The following is an 18,476-nucleotide window of genomic DNA, read 5'->3' on the forward strand; positions in this document are numbered from 1 at the left end:
CACCGCCGGGCTCCGCGGCCGGGACGGCCTGGGCTCGCGCCGCCGGCGCGCCGCCCGCTCCCGCGGGACATGATGACCGGCGGGAGTCCGCTCGAAACACTAACAGGGCGTGACACTCACCTCCCACGCGGCGCCCCGGACACCGGGCGTACCCACCGCCGGGATGCGAACACGAGCTCGGGGCGAATATCGTCCATGGACATGAGCGAACACTTTGACGTCGTGGTCCTGGGCGCGGGCCCGGGTGGATATGTCGCCGCGATCCGGTCGGCACAACTCGGGCTGAAGACGGCGATCATCGAGGAGAGGTACTGGGGCGGGGTGTGCCTCAACGTCGGGTGCATCCCCTCGAAGGCGCTGCTGCGCAACGCGGAGCTGGCGCACATCGTCACCCGGGAGCAGAAGACGTTCGGGATCAACGTCGAGGGGAGTGTGACCTTCGACTACGGCGCCGCCTACCAGCGCAGCCGCCAGGTCTCGGAGAAGCTCGTCAAGGGCGTCCAGTTCCTGATGAAGAAGAACAAGATCACGTCCTATGACGGGCGGGGCACGTTCACCGACCCGAACACGCTGCAGGTCGCGCGGCAGGACGGGTCGAGCGAGACGGTCACGTTCGGCAACTGCATCATCGCGGCCGGCGCGCACACCAAGCTGCTGCCGGGCACGTCCCTGTCGGAGCGGGTCGTCACCTACGAGGAGCAGATCCTCAGCTCCGAGCTGCCCGAGAGCATCGTCATCGCGGGCGCGGGGGCCATCGGCGTCGAGTTCGCCTACGTCCTGCACAACTACGGAGTGAAGGTCACGATCGTCGAGTTCCTCGACCGGATGGTCCCGAACGAGGACGCCGACGTGTCGAAGGAGCTGGCGAAGCGCTACCGCAAGCTCGGCGTGGACGTCCTCACCTCCACCCGGGTCGACGCGATCGACGACTCGGGCGAGAAGGTGAAGGTCACCGTCACCGGCAAGGACGGCGCCCAGCAGGTCATCGAGGCCGACAAGGTGCTCCAGGCGATCGGCTTCCAGCCGAACGTGGAGGGCTACGGGCTGGAGAAGACCGGCGTGGCGCTGACCGAGCGCGGCGCCATCGACGTGGACGGCCGCTGCCGCACGTCCGTCCCGCACATCTACGCCATCGGCGACGTCACCGCCAAGCTGATGCTCGCGCACGCCGCCGAGGCCATGGGCATCGTCGCGGCCGAGACCATCGCGGACGCCGAGACGATGGAACTCGAGTACATCATGATCCCCCGCGCCACCTACTGCCAGCCGCAGGTCGCGAGCTTCGGCTACACCGAGGCGCAGGCCAAGGAGCAGGGCTTCGACGTCAAGACCGCCAAGTTCCCCTACAGCGCCAACGGCAAGGCGCTCGGCATGGGCGAGGGCGACGGCTTCGTCAAGGTGATCAGCGACGCCAAGTACGGCGAGATCCTCGGCGCCCACATGATCGGCCCCGAGGTCACCGAGCTGCTCCCCGAGCTGACCCTGGCCCAGCAGTGGGACCTGACGGTCCACGAGGTGGCCCGCAACGTGCACGCCCACCCGACGCTGGGCGAGGCCATGAAGGAGGCCGTGCACGGCCTGGCCGGCCACATGATCAACCTCTGAGGCCGCGGAACGAGAAGGCCGCCGCCGCGGATCGACTCCGCGGCGGCGGCCTTTTCAGGGCGGGTCAGGTGGTCGGCCAGAGGGTCAGGGCCTCGAAGGCGGGGCGCCATTCGCCCTCGTAGGCGGCGCGCATCGGCGGGGGCGCGACCCCGAGCAGCGATGCCACCACCGCGTCGTCGGCGCCGTCGAGCATCCACGGGATCACGCGCGGGGCGTCGGGTCCGACCCGCTCGCCGTGGACCTTGCCGAAATTCTGGAACTGTTCGAGGGTCAGGGTGGCGTCCATCAGGGGGATCGCCTCCTTCTCCTCGTGCGCCAGGTGGGCGGTCAGGTTCGTGGCGAGCGCGTCGACCAGGTCGGCGACGGGTTCGGTGCCCGTGTCGATGGCCGCGATCAAGGGGTCGATGGCGGCGTGCTCGGCCTCCATCGCCTCCAGCAGGGCCAGGTCGTCCGGACGGTCCGCGAGCGTCCTGGTCAGCACCGGCCAGAGCGCCTGGTCCTCCGCTGTGTGGTGGGCGTGCAGGGCCTTCTTGAACAGCTCCCAGCCCGCGGCGGCGGCCAGGACGCGCCGGGGGTCGTCGCCCATGCGGGCGGTGGCCTTCGCGAGGCGCTCCAGTTCCCGCCGCAGCGCATCGTGCATGGCGTACATCGGGGTCCACTCGTAATTGGTCACGTTCCTCCTCCTTCGTTCACTGCATTGACGGAGCAGGAGGAGGAAACGTGACCGCTCAGGATGTAGGCGCCGGGCTCGCGAGGCGGCTCAGGAGGCGCTGTCCCTGGCGGGAGCTGATGCCGAGGCGGCGGGCCAGCTCGGCGCCGGTGATGCCGGGCTCGGCGTCGATGATGGCGAGGGCGCGGGCCTCGTTGTCGGTGGCGACGCTGCGCGGGACCCGCTGGGTCTTCTTCGCCGGCGCCTTCCGCTGCGGCTGCTCGGGCTCCGGCTTGCGCTCCGGCTCGGGCGCGGGCTTCGGTGCCGTCAGCTCGGTGACGCGGGCGAGGGCCTCGTCGAGCATGACGCCGTCCGACAGCATCCAGACGACGTCGGCGGGCGCCCTGGCCTTCCACTTGCGGCCGTAGTGCGACTCCAGGAGCGCCAGGGCATGGCGGCGCCGCTGCTCGGCGGTCAGCGCCTGCGGGTAGGAGGTGATCTGCCACAGCACCATGCGGCGCCACAACCGGAACGTCGAGAACGGGGCGAGCAGCCACCGCGCGACGGGGATGCCTTCGCGGACGGTCCCGGCGGCGATGCCGGCGCGGCGGCGGATCGCGTGCCGGACGGCCTCGATGAACGTGATGAACAACACGGGCATCGCGGCGTGCATGACCATGCCGGTGACGTCGCCGTGCGCGGCGGAGACGTTGAGCCAGACGGTGGCGGCGGTGAACGCGAACGCCATCCAGCGCAGCGCCGGCATCGGCATGGCCAGCCACTCCAGCAGCAGCGCCACCGACACCAGGGCCAGGATGCCGAGGTCGACCCCGGCCGGGACGATCCACGCCTGGTCGCCGAACCACGGCTCGGCGACGTCCTGGACGGAGGCGAACGAGCCGTAGCCGCCCAGGCCCGCGAGACCGGCGAAGAACAGGCCGCCGGCCCCGGCCAGAACGCGTTGCGCCCGGGTCAGCGGCTCGACCGTCCGCGCCTCGTCCATCGCTTCCTCCCGCCACGGGGGTGTCTAGATCACCCGTGACGGTACAGCGCCGTCCGGGACGAAACCGGCAATATCCCCCAGCCGTCCGCCCGGCCGTCCCGGGTGTCAGCGGAGCGGGTCGAAGGGGTCCAGCTCGCGCGGACGGTGCCCGGTGACGATCATCTCGGCGAGCAGGTTCCCGGTCGCCGGGCCGAGGGTGATGCCCCACATGCCGTGCCCGCCGGCGGCGAAGACGCGCGGGGAGCGGGTCGCGCCGATCAGGGGCAGGCCGTCGCGGGTGCAGGGCCGGGACCCGACCCACTCGTCCTGCCGGGCGTCCAGGTCGGCGCCGCGCAGCAGCGGGCGGGCGGCGTCGACGATCGCCCTGATCCGGCGCGGGTCGAGCGGCGCCTCCGGGCGGCGGAACTCCATCATCCCGGCGACGCGCAGCCTGTCTCCGAGCGGCGTGCAGGCGACGCGCTGGGCGGGGAAGTACACCGGGCTGCCGGGGACGCGGTCCACCGGCACGCTGAAGCTGTAGCCCCGGCCCGCCTGGACAAGGGACCGCACGCCGAACCGCCGGGCGAGGTCGCCGAGCCACACGCCGCTCGCGAGCACGACCGTGTCGAACTTCTCGAAGTCGCTTCCCGTGGTGCGGACCGAGACGCTGCCCTTCTGGTGGGCGATGTCGGTGACCGCCGCGCCCGTCCGGATCTTGCCGCCCCGGTCGCGGACGGAGTCGGCCAGGGCGTGCACGAACGCCCCGGGGTTGATGAAGCGCTGGCCGCGCAGCAGGATCGCGGCGCCGACCTCCTCGGACAGGGCGGGCTCCAGCCGGCGGGCGTCGTCGCCGTCCAGGACCTCGTACTCCAGTTCCTGGCCGGCCGCGCGGATGTGCTCGATCTCCTCCAGCAGGACGCGCCGCTCGCCGGCCGTGCGGTAGGCGGCGAAGAAGGACGCCGCGTCGCGGGTCTCGGCGTCGACGCCGCCCTCGACCAGCAGGTCGAAGCTCGGCAGCGCCCGGCCGTTGATCGGCACGAGCGCCTCCATCGCGCGCCGCCACCGCGCGGCGGTGCTGTTGCGGGCGAACCCGGCGAGGAACCTCAGCAGGTTCGGGTTCGCGCTCGGCGGGACGTAGACGGGCGACGACGGGCTGAGCACCGCGCGCACGCCGTAGGAGAGGACGGCCGGCTCGGGCAGCGGGGTCGCGAGGCCGGGCGTCAGCCAGCCGGCGTTGCCCCAGGACGCCCCGGCGGCGACGTCCCGCCGGTCGAACACGGTGACGTCCGCACCGTGCTCCTGCAAGAACCATGCGGTGGACAGCCCGACCATGCCGGCGCCCACCACGGCGACCCGGCGCGGCGCTGCGTCGGCGGCCATGGCGACTCCTCTCCTCGTGAACCTCGTCACTCTCGATGGTGATACGCCCGCGCGCCGATGCCTCTGTCCGGTCCGGCCAATATGAGCGGCCGACGTTTTGCAAAGCGCACAATGGAGGGAGGAGGTCGCCGAATGATCAGCGTGACCGGCCTGGTCGACGCGCTGGGCCCCGGGCTGCTGCGCCTGGTGGCGTCCGGACGGGACGCGCAGGTGCACGACGTCGTCCTCGCCGAACCGGGCGAGGCGGCCGGGCAGCCGGGCGAGATCGTCCTCGGCGCCGGCGTGACCGGCCCCGCCGAAGCCGTCGAGCTGCTGGAGCGGGCCGGCGCGGCGGGCGCGGCCGGCGTCGTGCTGAAGGCGCCGCTCGCCGCGGAACCCGAGGTCGTCGAGGCCGCGCGGCGGCTGGCGCCCGCGCTCGTCGAGCTCCAGCGGGACGCCTCCTGGACGCACGTCATCTGGCTCGTGCGCGGGGCCGTCGACCGCGCCCACGCGCCGCTTCCCGGGCCGTCCGGCCCCCGGGACGACCTGTTCGCCCTCGCCGACACCGCGGCGGAGATCGCGGACGCCCCGGTCACGGTCGAGGACGCCCGCTCGCGCGTACTCGCCTACTCCGGCCGCCAGGACAGCACCGACCCCGCCCGCGTCTCCACGATCGTCGGGCGTCGCGTCCCGCAGCAGGTCATCGCGCACCTGCGCGCCTCCGGGGTGTTCCGCAAGCTGGCGCGGTCGAGCGACCCGATCCTCGTCCCCGGGGGCCCGGACGGCATGCTGCCCCGGCTCGTGATCCCGGTCCGCGCCGGAGGCGAGTGGCTCGGCTCGATCTGGGTGGTGGCGCGGACGCCGATCCCGCCGGACCGGGTCGCGCGGCTCACCGACCTGGCGTCCGTCCTCGCCCTGCACCTGCTGCGCCTGCGCGCCGAGGCGGGCGTCGCACGCCGCGTCTCGGCGGACCGGCTGCGCGCCGCGCTGCGGGACGGCACGCGGCCCATCCCGGAACCGCCGCCGTGGCGCGCGGTGGTCCTCGGCGGCCGGGACGAAAGCGAGGACGTCCGCCGGCGCCTCGACCTGTGGGACGCCATCGTGCAGCGCTTCGGCTGGCACCGCCCGCTGCTCACCGACCTCGACGGCACCCTCTTCGCGGTGCTGACGGAACCGCCGGGCCGCGAGACCGCGGGAACGATGCCCTGGCTGCGGCACGCCCTGGCCCGCGTCCGCGCGCACGACCGCGCCCTGTACGCGGCGGCGGGCGGTCTCGCGCACTCCCCCGCCGACCTCCCCCGCTCCCGCGCCGAGGCCGCCGAACTCGCCGCCCTCATCACGGCCGGCAGGCTCTCCCCCGGGACGATTCTGCTGGAGGACGCCTGGGACGCCGTCACCGTCGAACGCGGCAGGAAAGCGGTGGGCACCGACCTTCTAGGCGGACCCGTGCCCGCCCTGCGCGCCCACGACGAGAAGCACGGAACGGCCTTCCTCCCGACCCTGGCCGCCTGGCTGGACCACTACGGCGACCCGAAGGGCACGGCCGAGGCCCTGGACGTCCACCCCAACACCCTCCGCCACCGGCTGAGGCGGATGAGCGAGGTGACCCCGCTGGACCTCTCGTCCTCCCAGACCCGCCTGGCCCTCCGCCTCCAGCTCACGGCCCTCCACGCCCGGGACTAGGCCCGGCTTTCCGTCGCCTGGGCGGGCCGGTCGGCCGGCGGACGATCCGGAAGGTCGCGATGCCGGCGCAGCGGTCCGACGAGCAGGATCGGCCCGGTCGCGGCCAGCGCGCTCATGATGATCCACATGGCGGGGCGGACGCCCAGCGCGGTCGCGAGCGACCCGCCGAGCAGCGCGCGCGCCGAGGGGAATGGTCCCTTGACGCGCTCCCTGGCCTGAAGGCCGGGGATTCAGCCTGTGCCGCGTGCGTGGCACTTCTGTGGCTTCCTGTTTCACCGGGTCCTGCCCTCCGCTAGGCGGCGGGGCTTGCGGTCCCTCCGCAGGCGTTTTGTCTCTCCGCCCGTCCGGCGGCGAGGATGTTGTTGGCTGCGTTGATGTCGCGGTCGTGGACCGTGCCGCATGGGCAGGCCCACGCGCGGACGCTCAGCGGCATCGACTCGGCCACGGCCCCGCACGCCGCGCACAGCTTGGACGAGGGGAACCACCGGTCGACTTTCGCGAAGGTACGGCCATACCGCTTCGCCTTGTACTCCAGCATTCCGACGAACGTGGACCAGCCCGCGTCGTGTACGGACTTGGCGAGCCGGGTGCGGGCCAGACCGTTCACCGCGAGGTCCTCCACGTAGACCGCTTGGTTGTCGCGGATCAGTCGTGTGGACAGCTTGTGGTGATGGTCCCGCCGCGCATCCGCCACGCGGGCATGTAGCCGCGCTACTTTCACGACGGCCTTGCGGCGGTTCGCTGAGCCCTTCTGCTTGCGAGACAGCGCCTCCTGCGCCTTGCGGAGACGGCGTTCGGCGCGGCGCAGGAACCTCGGGCTGCTGATCTTCCGGCCGTCCGATAACACCGCGAAATGCGTCAGCCCCAGATCGATACCGACCTCGGCCGCCGCCTCCGGCAACGGCTCGCCAGCCGTCTCGACCACGAACGACGCGAAATACCGGCCCGCCGCATCCTTGATCACCGTCACCGACGACGGCTCGGACGGCAGATCCCGCGACCACCGCACCCGCACATCCCCGATCTTCGGCAGGCGCAGCCTCCCACCCGCCGTGACCGTGAAGCGGGCGTTGCGGGTGAACCGGATCACCTGCCGCCGGTCCTTGCGCGACCGGAACCGGGGCAGGGAGACCTTCCGGCCCTTCCGCTTCCCCGACACCGACGCGAAGAAGTTCCGGTAGGCGGTGCTCAGGTCCGCCAGGGCCTGCTGGAGCACGACGGCCGACACCTCGCCCAGCCATGCCCGCTCGGGGGTCTTCTTCGCCTGGGTGATGACCTGCTTGGACAAGTCCCCGTCCGATACGTACGGCAGCCCGGCCGCGTGCGCCTGCTGCCGTACGCGCAGCGCGTCGTTGAACACCACCCGCGCACACCCGAACGCCCGCGCCAGCGACTCCTGCTGACCTGGGGTCGGGTAGAGCCGGAACTGGTACCTGAGCTGCACGCCCCGGATCCTACTAATGGTCCATGACACAGCATGGCGATATCACAAGCCGGTAGACACTGCGTTTCCGCACTGCACGCACACTTGATCTTTGTGACCAGATATCCGGCCTCCGGTGTTCACGGGGACACATCTGAAGCGGTCAGCGGCAGGGCCATGCCGGTCACGCTGCTGCCCAGCCTGCTCGTGGTCTGGCCCGTCCACAGCAGCAGGAAGTCGCGGTGCCGCAGCAGGCCGCCCGGCCGGCGCCGCGCACCGGGCCCGTGCGGCGACCCGAGTCCGGTGGCGGTCACGGCCCGCGCAGACGCTCCGTGGGCGAGCAGGAAGACCGGCTCGCGGTCCTGCCCGTCGTCGGGGGGTCCCGCCGCTCCCACCGGTCGAGCACGGCGAGGATCTCCCGCTCCAGTTCGCCGAGTTCGGCGGGGGTCATGCGCAGCCACACGCTGGCGGATCAGCCCCGCCGCGCCGAAGCAGGGGGCGCGCAACGAAACGCCGCGATGAGGGCTGAAGACGCAAGGAAATGCCTGGTCAGCGCAAGGTTGACGCATTGGATTTCCGTCGCGCACTTCTTAGGCTTCCGATCGAGCGATCACCCTTCGGAAGCCTGGAGACGCCCATGACCGTGATGCCCGCAACGAAGCCGAGCACCGCACGGACCGCGTTGCGGCGGCACTACCTGATGTGCCGGCCCGAGCACTTCGCCGTCACCTACGCGATCAACCCGTGGATGGACCCGGCGGCGGGGGCGGACGCGGCGAAGGCCGTCGCGCAGTGGGAGGAACTGCGGGCGGCGTACCTCGCGCTCGGGCACGAGGTCAGCCTCATCGATCCGATCGAGGGGCTGCCCGACATGGTGTTCGCGGCCAACGGGGCGCTGGTCGTCGGAGGGCGGGTGTACGGGGCGAAGTTCATGTACCCCGAGCGGTACGCCGAAGGCCCCGCGTACACCAAGTGGATGCTGGAGAACGGTTTCTCCGAGATCCTGGAGCCGGAGCACACGAACGAGGGCGAGGGCGACTTCCTCACGCTCGACCACATGATCCTTGCCGGGACGGGGTTCCGGACGGAGATCGCCGCACATCAGGAGGCGCAGGAGTTCCTCGGCCGCCCCGTGGTGACGCTCCGGCTCGTCGACCCGCGCTTCTACCACCTGGACACCGCGCTCTTCCCCCTGGACGGCCGCAACGTGGCGTACTTCCCCGGCGCCTTCTCACCCGGGAGCCGCGCGGTGCTGGAGCGGCTGTTCCCGGACGCGATCCTGGCGAGCGAGGAGGACGCGGCGGTGCTCGGGCTCAACGCGGTGTCCGACGGGCGCAACGTCGTCATCAACGCCGAGGCGACCGGGCTGATCGGCACGCTGCGCGAGCACGGGTACGCGCCGGTTCCGGTGGACCTGTCGGAGCTGCGCAAGTCGGGCGGCGGCCCCAAGTGCTGCACGCTGGAGCTGCGCTCCTAGCGCTCGTCGAGGGCGAGGCGGCGGCGGGCGAGCGCGCGGGTGCGCAGGACGCCCGCCACGCCGATCGCCCAGATCGCGAACTGGACGGTCCAGGCCGCCCGGAACGCTCCAGGCGTGAACTCGCCGGCTGGTGACAGCGCGTCCAGCACGAGGCCGATCAGCAGGATCGTGACGAGGGAGGCGCAGAAGCCGCCGACGTTGACGATGCCGGTGGCGGTGCCCTGGCGGCCGGGCGGGTTGAACGTCCGGGCGAAGTCGAAGCCGATCATCGAGCCGGGGCTGCCGAGCGCGACGCACAGGACGAGCAGCACGAGCAGCCAGGAAGGCGCGGGCGGCGGCCAGGCGAGGACGGCGGTCCACGCGCCGACGCCGAGCGCGACGATGCCGAGGACGAGCCACGACCGGCGCAGCGGGTAGCGCCCGACGAGCCGCCCGATGAGCGGCCCGGACACGACGTTGACCAGGACGAACAGTGTCAGCAGCGTCGACGCCGCCGACGGCCGCATCCCCTGCCCCGACACCAGGTACGGGTAGCCCCACATCAGCGCGAACGTGTGGGCCGGGAACTGGGTGACGAAGTGCGACCAGAGGCCGAGGCGGGTGCCCGGGTGGCGCCACGCCTCGGCCAGGTTGGCGCCCGTCTGGCGCAGCGTGAGGACCTCGGCGCGGCCCGGCCCGGTGCGCAGGAAGGCGGCGGACAGCACCGCCATGAGGGCGCCGAGCGCGGCGGCCGACCCGAACGCGGTGCCCCAGCCGGGCCCGTGCAGCAGCGCGACCAGCGGGATCGCGCTGAGCACCTGGCCGAGCTGCCCGAGCTGGCCGGTGAGCTGCGTGACGACCGGGACGTACCGGCCGGGGAACCAGGTCGCGACGATGCCGAGGACGCTGATGAACGTCATGGCGTCGCCGGCGCCGACCATCACGCGGGCGGCGACGGCCGTCCCGATATCGGTGGAGACGGCCATGAGCGCCTGCCCGCCGGCCATGAGCAGCGCGCCGCCGGCGACCATCCGGCGCGGGCCGAGGCGGTCGAGCAGGAGCCCGACGGGGATCTGCAGGCCCGCGTAGACGAGCAGCTGCAGGACGGTGAACGACGCGAGGATCCCGGCGGAGGCGTCGAACCGGTGGACGGCCTCAAGGCCGGCGACGCCGAACGAGGTCCGGTGCAGTACCGCCACGGCGTAGGCGACGACGCCGACGCTCCACAGCACCCACGCGATCGGGGCGGCCTTCTCTTTTTCCAGGGATGACAGGGGGGTTTGGGCGGTATGCACGGATACCCAATGTATGTCACGGCTGCCGCGGACGGGCGCGCAGGTGCAGCCGCTCCCCCTGCGGCCCGAACAGGCTGAGCACCTCCACCGCCCCGCCGGCGCCGCCGAACCAGTGCGGCAGCCGGGTGTCGAACTCGGCGGCCTCCCCCGGCTCCAGGACCAGGTCGCGTCCGGCCAGGTGGAGGCGGAGCCGGCCGTTCAGGACGTACAGCCACTCGTAGCCCTCGTGGACTCGCGGCTCGGTGTCCGGCGACCGCTCCGGGATGATCATCTTGAAGGCCTGGACGCCGCCGGGACGCCTGGTCAGCGGCAGGACGATCATGTCGTTCATGCGCTGCGGGCGCGGCCTGATCCGCGGGTCGCCGACGTTCGGGGCGCCGACCAGCTCGTCCAGCGGCACCTGGTGCGCCTGCGCGAGCGGGAGCAGCAGCTCCAGGCTCGGCCGCCGCTTGCCCGACTCCAGCCGCGACAATGTGCTCACCGAGATGCCGGTGACCTCCGCGAGCGCGGCCAGTGTGACGTTCCTCTCCTGGCGCAGCCGCCGGAGCCTGGGCCCGACCCCGGCGAGGACGTCCTCGGTGCTCTCCATACGGCAATTGCAGAATCGGCAAAAGAAGTTTGTCAAACCGGCTCCCCACCGCGCACTCTCGCGGCATGAGCGACGACAGCGAACGAGACGTACTGATCATCGGCGGCGGGCCCGCCGGGCTGAGCGGCGCGCTGACCCTGTCCCGCGCCCGCCGCACCGTCACCGTCGTGGACGCCGGCGAGCCGCGCAACGCGACCGCCGACCACATGCACGGCTTCCTCACCAGGGACGGCATGCCGCCCGCCCTCCTGCTGGAGACCGGCCGCACCGAGGTGCGCGGCTACGGAGGCGAGATCGTCGAGGGGAGGGTCACGCGCGCGGAGGGCGGCGCCGAGGAGGGCTTCGTCCTCACGCTGGCCGACGGGAGGCGGCTCAAGGGCCGCCGCCTCCTCGTCACCACCGGCGTGACCGACGTCCTGCCCGACGTCCCCGGCCTCCAGGAGAGATGGGGGCGCGAGGTGCAGATGTGCCCCTACTGCCACGGCTGGGAGGTCCGCGACAGGAAGATCGTGGTGCTCGGGACGTCCCCGAACTCGGTGCACCAGGCGTCGCTGGTGCGGCAGTGGTCGCCGGACGTGACGTTCGTCGCCCCGCGGGCCCCCGAGGGAGAGGACGCGGCACGCCTGGACGCGCGCGGCATCCCGGTCGTCGCGGACGAGGTGAAGCGCGCCGTCGTCGAGAACGACCGGCTCACCGGGCTCGAACTGGCGGGCGGCCCGGTGCTCCCGTGCGACGCGGTGTTCCTCGCGCCGGAATGGGTCGCCAAGGACGGGCCGCTCACCGACCTCGGCTGCGAGACGGGCGACGACGGCTTCGTGACGGTCGACGCGACCGGGCGGACCAGCGTCCCGGGCGTGTGGGCGGCGGGCAACGTCGTGGCCCCGGCGGGCCAGGTCATCACGGCGGCCGCCGCCGGCGTGATGGCCGCCGCGATGCTCAACGCCGACCTCGTCGACGAGGAGGTGGCCCGCAAGATCGCCGCCTAGGGTGGGCGGCGTGGACGAGCGGGAGTGGCGGCGGGCGCGGGCGGCGCTCGACGCGGGGCGCGGCCGGCTCGGCGAGGTCGCGAGCGGCCTGTATCCGGACGTGCCGCGCGTCGCGGGGACCTCGCTGCTGTGCCGGGACGGGTGGGTTCCGGACGCACCGATCCCGCTGGAGGACGTCCGGCTGGAGTGGGAGGACCGTCCCGCCACGCCGGCCGTCGCCGACCCGCCCGACGGTCTGCCGCCCGGGTACCGCACGTACGCCGAGACCATGGCCGCCCTCGCGCCGCCGAGGGTCTTCGAGGACCGTCCGAGCTACCGGTTGCTGGCCGCCACTCCCCCCGTCCTGCGCCTCGGGCCCGCGCGCTACTTCGACGCGGTGAACGTGGGCGAGTCCGCCGCGCACGAGTTGGCGGCCGGGGCGAACGGGCTGCCGCTGCGGACCCGGATCGGCGACCCGTGCGACCTGTCCCGGCGGGCGGCGCTGCCCGCGATCACGACGGTGACCGTGACGACGGCCGGGGAGTACGTCCTGCACTGGCGCGACCCGGCGAAGGTCGCGCACGCCGGGGGGCTCTACCAGGTGATGCCGGTCGGGGTGTTCCAGCCGCTGGGCGACGAGGCGCCCGACATGTGGGAGTGCATGGTCCGCGAGTACGCCGAGGAGTTCCTCGGTGGCGCGGAGGACTACGGCGAGGGCTTCGTCCAGGACGAGTGGCCCTTCCACCGGACGCTCACCACCGCCCGGTCCGAGGGCATGATCCGGGTCTTCTTCCTCGGGCTCGGCGTCGACCCGCTCACGTTCGCGCTCGACCTCCTGACCGTCGTCGTCATGGACGCCGCCCTGTTCTCCGGCCTCTTCGGCGGCCTGGTCGCGGTCAACGACGAGGGCGAGGTGTCGACGGCGCCGTTCGGCGGGACCGTCCCGCGGCCGATGCAGCCGGCCGGCGCCGCCGCGCTGCGCCTGGCGTGGCGGCACCGGGCGGCGCTCGGGCTCACGCGCGGCTGAGCGCCTTCAGCTCGTCCAGCGCGTCCACCAGGTGGTCCACGATCTCCGACGGGTCGGGGACGAGGTCGCGGCAGGCGACGATGCCGACGTCCACCTTGCCGTCGTAGGAGAACACCGTGATGTTCAGGCCGCCGGAGACGTCCGTGATGACGGAGATCGGGTAGTAGGCACGCACCTTCGCCCCGCACAGGTACAGCGGGAACTGCGGGCCCGGCACGTTCGAGATGATCAGGTTGACCGGGCGCAGCGACACCGCGGGCGCGGCCTGCAGCGCGAGGCGCGTGACCGCGCCGGCGACCGGCGTCGGGAGGAGCCCGCTCATGTCCCGCACCCAGCCGCCCGACGTGCCGGTGAAGCGCCGCTTGGCGACGTCCATGTCGCGCCGGACGAGCTCGTACCGCTCGGCCGGGTCCGGGACGTGCGTGGCCAGCGGCGCCGTCATGATCGAGACCTGGTTGCCCGGCACCGCCGCCGCGCCGGCGCGCCGCCGCAGCGACACCGGGACGGCCGCGACCAGCGGCGTCTCCGGCAGGTCGCCGCGCTTGTCCAGCCACTGCCGCAGCGCCGTCGCGCACAGCGCCATCACCACGTCGTTGACGCTGCCGCCGAGCGCCCGCCGGATCTCCTTGATCTCGTCCAGCGGAAGCTCGCCGCACGCGACGGAGCGGCGGCGCCCGATCGGCCGGTTGAACGGCGTCGGCGGCGCGCTCACCCGGGGCGCCCGCGGCAGCGCGGGGCGGCGCAGCGCGCCCTGCATCGCCGACGACACGAGCCCGACGCCCGGGACGGACGACAGCCCCGGGATCTCGTCCAGGTACGGAGCGGTCCGCGCGGCCGCCACCGCGGACTTGACGGGATGCAGCGCGGCCCGGAGCAACCCGGTGCCGAGCATGCCCGCCGTGCCCGGCGCACGGGCGGGCGCGGTCTCGTCGGCGGGCAGGTCGCGGGGTTCGGGCGACAGGTCGAGCAGGGCGGCGAGCGTCTCGGCGGCCATCACGCCGTCGACCGCGGCGTGGTGCACCTTCACGTAGACGGCGGTCAGGCCGCCCGCGAGCCCCTGGATGAGGACCATCTCCCACAGCGGGCGGGACCGGTCGAGGGGCTGCTCGTGCAGCATCGCGACGATGTCGCCGAGCTGCCGGGCGGTGCCGGGCGGCGGCAGCCCGATCTCGGAGATGTGCCGCTCGGGCTCGAAGTCCGGGTCGTCCTCCCAGTACGGGTTGTCCAGGCCGAACGGCACCTGGACGAGGCGCTGCCGCAGCGGCCGCGCCGCGAGGTGCGCGCGGCTCCGGATCAGCTCGGCGACGAGCGGGACGGTGAGCCTTCCCCCGGGGCAGGACGCCGCGTCGACGATGCCCAGCCCGGCGATGTGGGCGTGCGTGGTGCCGTTCTCGGCATGGAGGAAGGTGGCGTCCACGGTTGTCAGCTGGGTCATGCTCTCGTCCCGTCCGCTCGTCCTGCGCCGTCCTTACCTCTCTGAGAGTTATGCGCTCCGGGAGCGCAGGTCAACGTGGGCCGCCCGGAAGTAACAGCGACTTAACGGGGCGTTTCACCCAGTTCACCGGGCACTTTCCGCGCGCCTTGAAAACATTTGCCCGGCTCTCGACCTCATGTGGTCAGAAAACTTCACAACCCAGCTCAAAGGGGTGTTCTCCGGGTGGCACCAAGATCATCACACTAGGGTGGTGCGCCATGACGGCACGACCACTCTCGGAGATCGTCGAAGCGGGGTGGGCGGCCGCGCTGCAGCCGGTCGCCGGGACGATCGCCGCCGCCGGCGACTGGCTGCGCGCCGAGGTCGCCGCCGGCCGCCGCTACCTGCCCGCCGGGAACCACATCCTGCGCGCGTTCACCCAGCCGTTCGACGACGTCCGCGTCCTCATCATGGGGCAGGACCCCTACCCCACCCCCGGCCACCCGGTCGGCCTCAGCTTCTCCGTCGCCCCGGACGTCCGGCCGCTGCCCGCCAGCCTCGTCAACATCTTCCGCGAGTACCGCGCCGACCTCGGCCACCCCGAACCGTCCAACGGCGACCTCACCCCGTGGACGGAGCAGGGCGTCTGCCTGCTCAACAGGTCGCTGACCGTCATGCCCGGCAAACCCGGCTCGCACCGCGGCAAGGGCTGGGAGGAGGTCACCGAGCAGGCCATCCGCGCCCTCGCCGGCCGCGGCCGCCCCCTCGTCGCCATCCTGTGGGGCCGCGACGCCCGCAACCTCAAGCCGCTGCTCGGCGACGTCCCCTGCATCGAGTCCCCGCACCCGAGCCCCATGTCCGCCGACCGCGGCTTCTTCGGCTCCCGCCCGTTCTCCCGGGCCGACCAGCTCCTGGAACAACAGGGCGCCCCACCGGTCGACTGGAAGTTGCCGTAACCCCCAGGGAGCGACCCCCTGGGCTAGCACATCAGTCTTCGGGGAGTTTGCGGAGGAGGAGGGCGAACTCGTCGGCGCCCTCGGGGGACGTGTGGGCGGGGAGCGGGGTCAGGCGGCGCTCGCCGTGGCTCCAGTAGACGCCGGGAGCGCACGGGTCGTCGGCGGCGGCGTGCATCTCCTCCACGACGTCGGCGAAGACGGGCAGCACCTCACGGACGGACCGCGAGGTGATGGGGTACAGCAGCAGCGTGCTGTGGCACGGGACGCCGACCAGGGCGCCGTGCTCGTTCGGCCACGGGAGGAACTGGTCGACCTCGCTGAGCAGGGCCGACACGTAGCGGCTGCCCGGCTTGGTGACGACACGGACGTTGCGGCCCGGCAGCAGCGGCTGGTCGTGGACGGAGACGTCGGCCAGCTCCCGGTCGTGGGTGTTCGTCATCACGTAGCCGAGCTTGTGGAGGCCGAGGAGACCGGCGCGGGCCTTGGTGAGCGGCCCGCCGTAGCGCGGGTGCTCGATCATCACCATCGCGTCGAAGTGGTCGCCGGCCGGGACGACGACCAGGCCCTCCCGGTCGCGGGGCGCGAGCTTCGGCACGATGCGGAGGCGGAGCAGCTCCCGGACGTCGCCGAACAGCTCCATCTCACCGACCGCGAGGAACGCGCGGTCGCCGATCTCGCGGACCCACTCGTCCACGACCTTCGGCCAGGCCGAGCGCGGCTCGCGGGCGCAGCGCTCCAGCACCGTCCAGCTGGAGGCGCGCGCCTCCGACCGTCCCACGGGCAGCACCACCTCGGAGGTGCCGGGGTCGAACCAGGCGCTGGGCGCCAGGGCGGGCAGCACGTCGCGGATGAGCGAGTGCACGTCCGCCGCCGCGTCCAACGGTTCCATGGGGCTCATCCTCCCTCAGCCATCGGCGGATCACGTCACTCCCCACCTTCTCAGGTTTGGGGCCGGTTGTGCGATGCATCGACATCCCCGGCTCACACTCGCTGATCATGAGCTGCTCAAGTACGGTGCTCACATGTCCGAAATCGTGTACCCACCGGTGATCAAGACGGCTCTCGGTGTGTTCAAGGCCCTGAACATCAAGTTCCGTCTCGAAGGGACCGAGAACATTCCCAGCACCGGTGGCGCGGTGCTCGTCAGCAACCACGTCAGCTACCTCGACTTCATCTTCGCGGGCGTCGCCGCCCACCCGGCGAAGCGGCTGGTGCGGTTCATGGCGAAGAAGGAGATCTTCGACAACCGGATCGCCGGGCCGCTGATGCGCGGCATGCACCACATCCCGGTGGACCGGGACGCGGGCGCCTCCTCGTACGCGGCGGCGCTCAAGGCGCTGAAGGGCGGCGAGGTCGTCGGCGTCTTCGCGGAGGCGACGATCAGCCGGTCGTTCACGGTGAAGGACATCAAGAGCGGCGCGGTGCGGATGGCGGTGGCGTCCAAGACGCCGCTCGTCCCGGTCGCGATCTGGGGCCCGCAGCGGCTGTGGACGAAGGGCCGCAAGCGCAAGCTGCTCCAGCGCAACGTGCCGGTGACGATCCTCGTCGGCGAGCCGATGCACCCCAAGCGCGGCGACGACTACGACCAGGTCACCCTCGACCTGCGCGCGAGGATCTCGGAGTTGCTGGAGAAGGCGCAGCGCGAGTACCCCGACGTCCCGCGCTCGGACGAGACGTGGTGGCAGCCCGCCTACCTCGGCGGGACGGCGCCGACGCCGGAGGAGGCCGACAAGCTCGACATGGAGGAGGCCGAGGCCCGCAAGGCGGCCCGCGCCGCCGACGAGGCGGACAAGGGCGGCGCCTGACGGGTGTCCCGCCCGGCTAATTCGGTGGACGCGGTCCGCCACCGGGCGTGATCATCGATGCCATGACCATGTCGCACGAGAGGCCGCAGGAGGTCCTGCATCTGATCGAGCCCGGAGAGAACGTCGCGGACCTCGGTGAGGGGACGCCTCCCCGCACCGCCCTGGGCTCGGAGCCGGCGCTGCCCGTGGTCTTCAACCTGTCGGACAACAACTCGCCCGCCGACGTGATGGACGTGCTGTCGCTGCGCCCGTTCGCGTCCGGCGAGCAGCCCTGGTCGCGGTCGACGCGACTGGAGAACGTCCGGGCGGAGGCGCCGCTGCGCCCGGACGACGCCCGGCTGGTGCGGGTCGCGCACGAGAAGGGCAAGCAGTCGGTGCTGGCCGAGGGCGACGGCTGGACGCTGCTGACGAACCGCTGGAACAGCGGCATCGCGTACGTCGCGGTGTCCGCCGTCACCGAGAAGCTCGCCGAGACCGTCCTCGAAGCGTCGGTGAAGGACGCGACCGAGCCGCCGAAGGTGGACGAGACCAGCGTCGACATGGGCTTCTGGCACATGGGGACGCACGGCCCGGTCCGCAACGAGCGCGCCATCACCGCCGACTCCTGGGACGGCATCCGGCGCAACTACACCGCGCCCGTCGCCAAGGCGCTCGACGACGTGATGAGCCTCACCCGCGAGGAGGTCTCCGGCCGCCTGCTGCTCCTGCACGGACCGCCCGGAACGGGCAAGACCACCGCGCTGCGCGCCCTCGCCCGCTCCTGGAAGGGCTGGTGCCAGGCCGACTGCGTCCTCGACCCCGAGGCGCTGTTCGGCACGCCCAGCTACCTCATGGAGGTCGCGGTCGGCGACGACGAGGACGAGAACCGCCGCTGGCGGCTGCTGATCCTGGAGGACTGCGACGAGCTGATCCGCGGCGAGGCCAAGCAGTCGACGGGCCAGGGCCTGTCGCGCCTGCTCAACCTCACCGACGGGATGCTCGGGCAGGGCCGGGACGTCCTCGTGGCCATCACGACCAACGAGGACCTCGCCATGCTGCACCCGGCGGTCGTCCGCCCCGGCCGCTGCCTCGCGCAGATCGAGGTCGGGCGCCTCACCCGCGCCGAGTCCCTCGACTGGCTGGACGGCGCGGACGTCCCGGCCGCCGAGATCGGCGCCGACGGCGCGACCCTCGCCGAGCTCGCCGCCCTCCGCAAGGGCGAGAAGCGCCCCGAGTCCGAGAGCGCCCCCAGCACGGACACGGGCTTCTACCTCTGATCGAGGCGCCGG

General features: G+C 72.5%; 18 protein-coding genes. 8 read left to right on the top strand and 10 right to left on the bottom strand.

What is annotated here, in order from left to right; all coding sequences use genetic code 11:
* Positions 1-201 precede the first annotated feature (201 nt).
* On the top strand, positions 202-1,605 hold the full coding sequence (gene lpdA / locus ABGB11_RS37685; RefSeq protein ID WP_347640287.1) for a dihydrolipoyl dehydrogenase: 1,404 nt from the start codon (positions 202-204) through the stop codon (positions 1,603-1,605).
* A 64-nt stretch (positions 1,606-1,669) separates the two neighbouring features.
* On the opposite strand, the gene ABGB11_RS37690 is transcribed toward lpdA, so the two are convergent.
* The 3 genes from ABGB11_RS37690 to ABGB11_RS37700 form a co-directional block, all read right to left on the bottom strand.
* On the bottom strand, positions 1,670-2,278 hold the full coding sequence (locus ABGB11_RS37690) for a hemerythrin domain-containing protein (protein ID WP_347640288.1): 609 nt from the start codon (positions 2,276-2,278) through the stop codon (positions 1,670-1,672).
* A 55-nt stretch (positions 2,279-2,333) separates the two neighbouring features.
* Complete coding sequence (locus ABGB11_RS37695) at positions 2,334-3,257, bottom strand: DUF2637 domain-containing protein (RefSeq protein ID WP_347640289.1); 924 nt, start codon at positions 3,255-3,257, stop codon at positions 2,334-2,336.
* Between the two features lie 105 nt (positions 3,258-3,362).
* A complete protein-coding gene (locus ABGB11_RS37700; RefSeq protein ID WP_347640290.1) occupies positions 3,363-4,616 on the bottom strand; it encodes an FAD-dependent oxidoreductase in 1,254 nt (417 codons plus the stop codon).
* Positions 4,617-4,748: 132 nt separating this feature from the next.
* Here ABGB11_RS37700 and ABGB11_RS37705 point away from each other — a divergent pair, with 132 nt between their 5' ends.
* Positions 4,749-6,278, top strand: a complete 1,530-nt coding sequence (locus ABGB11_RS37705; protein WP_347640291.1) for a helix-turn-helix domain-containing protein — start codon at positions 4,749-4,751, stop codon at positions 6,276-6,278.
* A 292-nt stretch (positions 6,279-6,570) separates the two neighbouring features.
* Here the strand turns inward: ABGB11_RS37705 and ABGB11_RS37710 are convergent, their stop codons facing one another.
* From ABGB11_RS37710 to ABGB11_RS37720, 3 genes are all read right to left on the bottom strand, one after another.
* The gene (locus ABGB11_RS37710) at positions 6,571-7,722 is read right to left on the bottom strand and encodes a transposase (protein WP_347640292.1); all 1,152 of its coding nucleotides are present in this window, start codon (positions 7,720-7,722) and stop codon (positions 6,571-6,573) included.
* Between the two features lie 119 nt (positions 7,723-7,841).
* Positions 7,842-8,015, bottom strand: coding sequence for a hypothetical protein (locus ABGB11_RS37715; RefSeq protein WP_347640293.1), 174 nt, complete (start codon positions 8,013-8,015; stop codon positions 7,842-7,844).
* The gene (locus ABGB11_RS37720) at positions 8,012-8,152 is read right to left on the bottom strand and encodes a hypothetical protein (RefSeq protein ID WP_347640294.1); all 141 of its coding nucleotides are present in this window, start codon (positions 8,150-8,152) and stop codon (positions 8,012-8,014) included. The genes ABGB11_RS37715 and ABGB11_RS37720 overlap by 4 nt, the downstream gene beginning before the upstream one ends.
* A gap of 186 nt (positions 8,153-8,338) precedes the next feature.
* On the opposite strand from ABGB11_RS37720, the gene ddaH reads away from it, so the two are divergent.
* A complete protein-coding gene (gene ddaH / locus ABGB11_RS37725) occupies positions 8,339-9,178 on the top strand; it encodes a dimethylargininase (protein WP_347640295.1) in 840 nt (279 codons plus the stop codon).
* Here the strand turns inward: ddaH and ABGB11_RS37730 are convergent.
* Positions 9,175-10,452 (bottom strand): MFS transporter, encoded by a 1,278-nt coding sequence (locus ABGB11_RS37730; protein ID WP_347640296.1) that lies wholly within the window; start codon positions 10,450-10,452, stop codon positions 9,175-9,177. The two genes, ddaH and ABGB11_RS37730, sit on opposite strands and share 4 nt — an antisense overlap.
* A gap of 16 nt (positions 10,453-10,468) precedes the next feature.
* A complete protein-coding gene (locus tag ABGB11_RS37735; RefSeq protein WP_347640297.1) occupies positions 10,469-11,041 on the bottom strand; it encodes an XRE family transcriptional regulator in 573 nt (190 codons plus the stop codon).
* A 65-nt stretch (positions 11,042-11,106) separates the two neighbouring features.
* Between ABGB11_RS37735 and ABGB11_RS37740 the strand changes: the two genes are divergently transcribed.
* Both ABGB11_RS37740 and ABGB11_RS37745 read left to right on the top strand, forming a co-directional pair.
* Positions 11,107-12,027, top strand: coding sequence for an NAD(P)/FAD-dependent oxidoreductase (locus ABGB11_RS37740; RefSeq protein WP_347640298.1), 921 nt, complete (start codon positions 11,107-11,109; stop codon positions 12,025-12,027).
* 10 nt (positions 12,028-12,037) lie between these two features.
* Positions 12,038-13,033, top strand: a complete 996-nt coding sequence (locus tag ABGB11_RS37745) for a hypothetical protein (protein ID WP_347640299.1) — start codon at positions 12,038-12,040, stop codon at positions 13,031-13,033.
* On the opposite strand, the gene ABGB11_RS37750 is transcribed toward ABGB11_RS37745, so the two are convergent.
* On the bottom strand, positions 13,020-14,468 hold the full coding sequence (locus tag ABGB11_RS37750; protein ID WP_347640300.1) for a wax ester/triacylglycerol synthase family O-acyltransferase: 1,449 nt from the start codon (positions 14,466-14,468) through the stop codon (positions 13,020-13,022). The two genes, ABGB11_RS37745 and ABGB11_RS37750, sit on opposite strands and share 14 nt — an antisense overlap.
* A gap of 257 nt (positions 14,469-14,725) precedes the next feature.
* Between ABGB11_RS37750 and ABGB11_RS37755 the strand changes: the two genes are divergently transcribed.
* A complete protein-coding gene (locus tag ABGB11_RS37755) occupies positions 14,726-15,403 on the top strand; it encodes a uracil-DNA glycosylase (RefSeq protein WP_347640301.1) in 678 nt (225 codons plus the stop codon).
* 31 nt (positions 15,404-15,434) lie between these two features.
* Here ABGB11_RS37755 and ABGB11_RS37760 read toward each other — a convergent pair whose 3' ends face one another.
* Positions 15,435-16,292, bottom strand: a complete 858-nt coding sequence (locus ABGB11_RS37760; protein WP_347640302.1) for a hypothetical protein — start codon at positions 16,290-16,292, stop codon at positions 15,435-15,437.
* A gap of 133 nt (positions 16,293-16,425) precedes the next feature.
* Between ABGB11_RS37760 and ABGB11_RS37765 the strand changes: the two genes are divergently transcribed.
* Positions 16,426-17,208, top strand: coding sequence for a lysophospholipid acyltransferase family protein (locus ABGB11_RS37765; protein WP_347640303.1), 783 nt, complete (start codon positions 16,426-16,428; stop codon positions 17,206-17,208).
* Positions 17,209-17,270: 62 nt separating this feature from the next.
* Positions 17,271-18,464, top strand: a complete 1,194-nt coding sequence (locus tag ABGB11_RS37770) for a DUF5925 domain-containing protein (RefSeq protein WP_347640304.1) — start codon at positions 17,271-17,273, stop codon at positions 18,462-18,464.
* Positions 18,465-18,476 lie beyond the last annotated feature (12 nt).

It is taken from the genome of Actinomadura sp. B10D3 (assembly GCF_039871695.1).
Taxonomy (GTDB): Bacteria; Actinomycetota; Actinomycetes; order Streptosporangiales; family Streptosporangiaceae; genus Spirillospora; species Spirillospora madurae.

Excerpts from the sequence above, each read along its gene's own strand:
- lpdA (WP_347640287.1), top strand. The coding sequence starts at position 202 with ATGAGCGAACACTTTGACGTCGTGGTCCTGGGCGCGGGCCCGGGTGGA.
- ABGB11_RS37695 (WP_347640289.1), bottom strand. The coding sequence starts at position 3,257 with ATGGACGAGGCGCGGACGGTCGAGCCGCTGACCCGGGCGCAACGCGTT.
- ABGB11_RS37700 (WP_347640290.1), bottom strand. The coding sequence starts at position 4,616 with ATGGCCGCCGACGCAGCGCCGCGCCGGGTCGCCGTGGTGGGCGCCGGC.
- ABGB11_RS37705 (WP_347640291.1), top strand. The coding sequence starts at position 4,749 with ATGATCAGCGTGACCGGCCTGGTCGACGCGCTGGGCCCCGGGCTGCTG.
- ABGB11_RS37720 (WP_347640294.1), bottom strand. The coding sequence starts at position 8,152 with ATGACCCCCGCCGAACTCGGCGAACTGGAGCGGGAGATCCTCGCCGTG.
- ddaH (WP_347640295.1), top strand. The coding sequence starts at position 8,339 with ATGACCGTGATGCCCGCAACGAAGCCGAGCACCGCACGGACCGCGTTG.
- ABGB11_RS37735 (WP_347640297.1), bottom strand. The coding sequence starts at position 11,041 with ATGGAGAGCACCGAGGACGTCCTCGCCGGGGTCGGGCCCAGGCTCCGG.
- ABGB11_RS37740 (WP_347640298.1), top strand. The coding sequence starts at position 11,107 with ATGAGCGACGACAGCGAACGAGACGTACTGATCATCGGCGGCGGGCCC.
- ABGB11_RS37750 (WP_347640300.1), bottom strand. The coding sequence starts at position 14,468 with ATGACCCAGCTGACAACCGTGGACGCCACCTTCCTCCATGCCGAGAAC.
- ABGB11_RS37755 (WP_347640301.1), top strand. The coding sequence starts at position 14,726 with ATGACGGCACGACCACTCTCGGAGATCGTCGAAGCGGGGTGGGCGGCC.
- ABGB11_RS37760 (WP_347640302.1), bottom strand. The coding sequence starts at position 16,292 with ATGGAACCGTTGGACGCGGCGGCGGACGTGCACTCGCTCATCCGCGAC.
- ABGB11_RS37765 (WP_347640303.1), top strand. The coding sequence starts at position 16,426 with ATGTCCGAAATCGTGTACCCACCGGTGATCAAGACGGCTCTCGGTGTG.
- ABGB11_RS37770 (WP_347640304.1), top strand. The coding sequence starts at position 17,271 with ATGACCATGTCGCACGAGAGGCCGCAGGAGGTCCTGCATCTGATCGAG.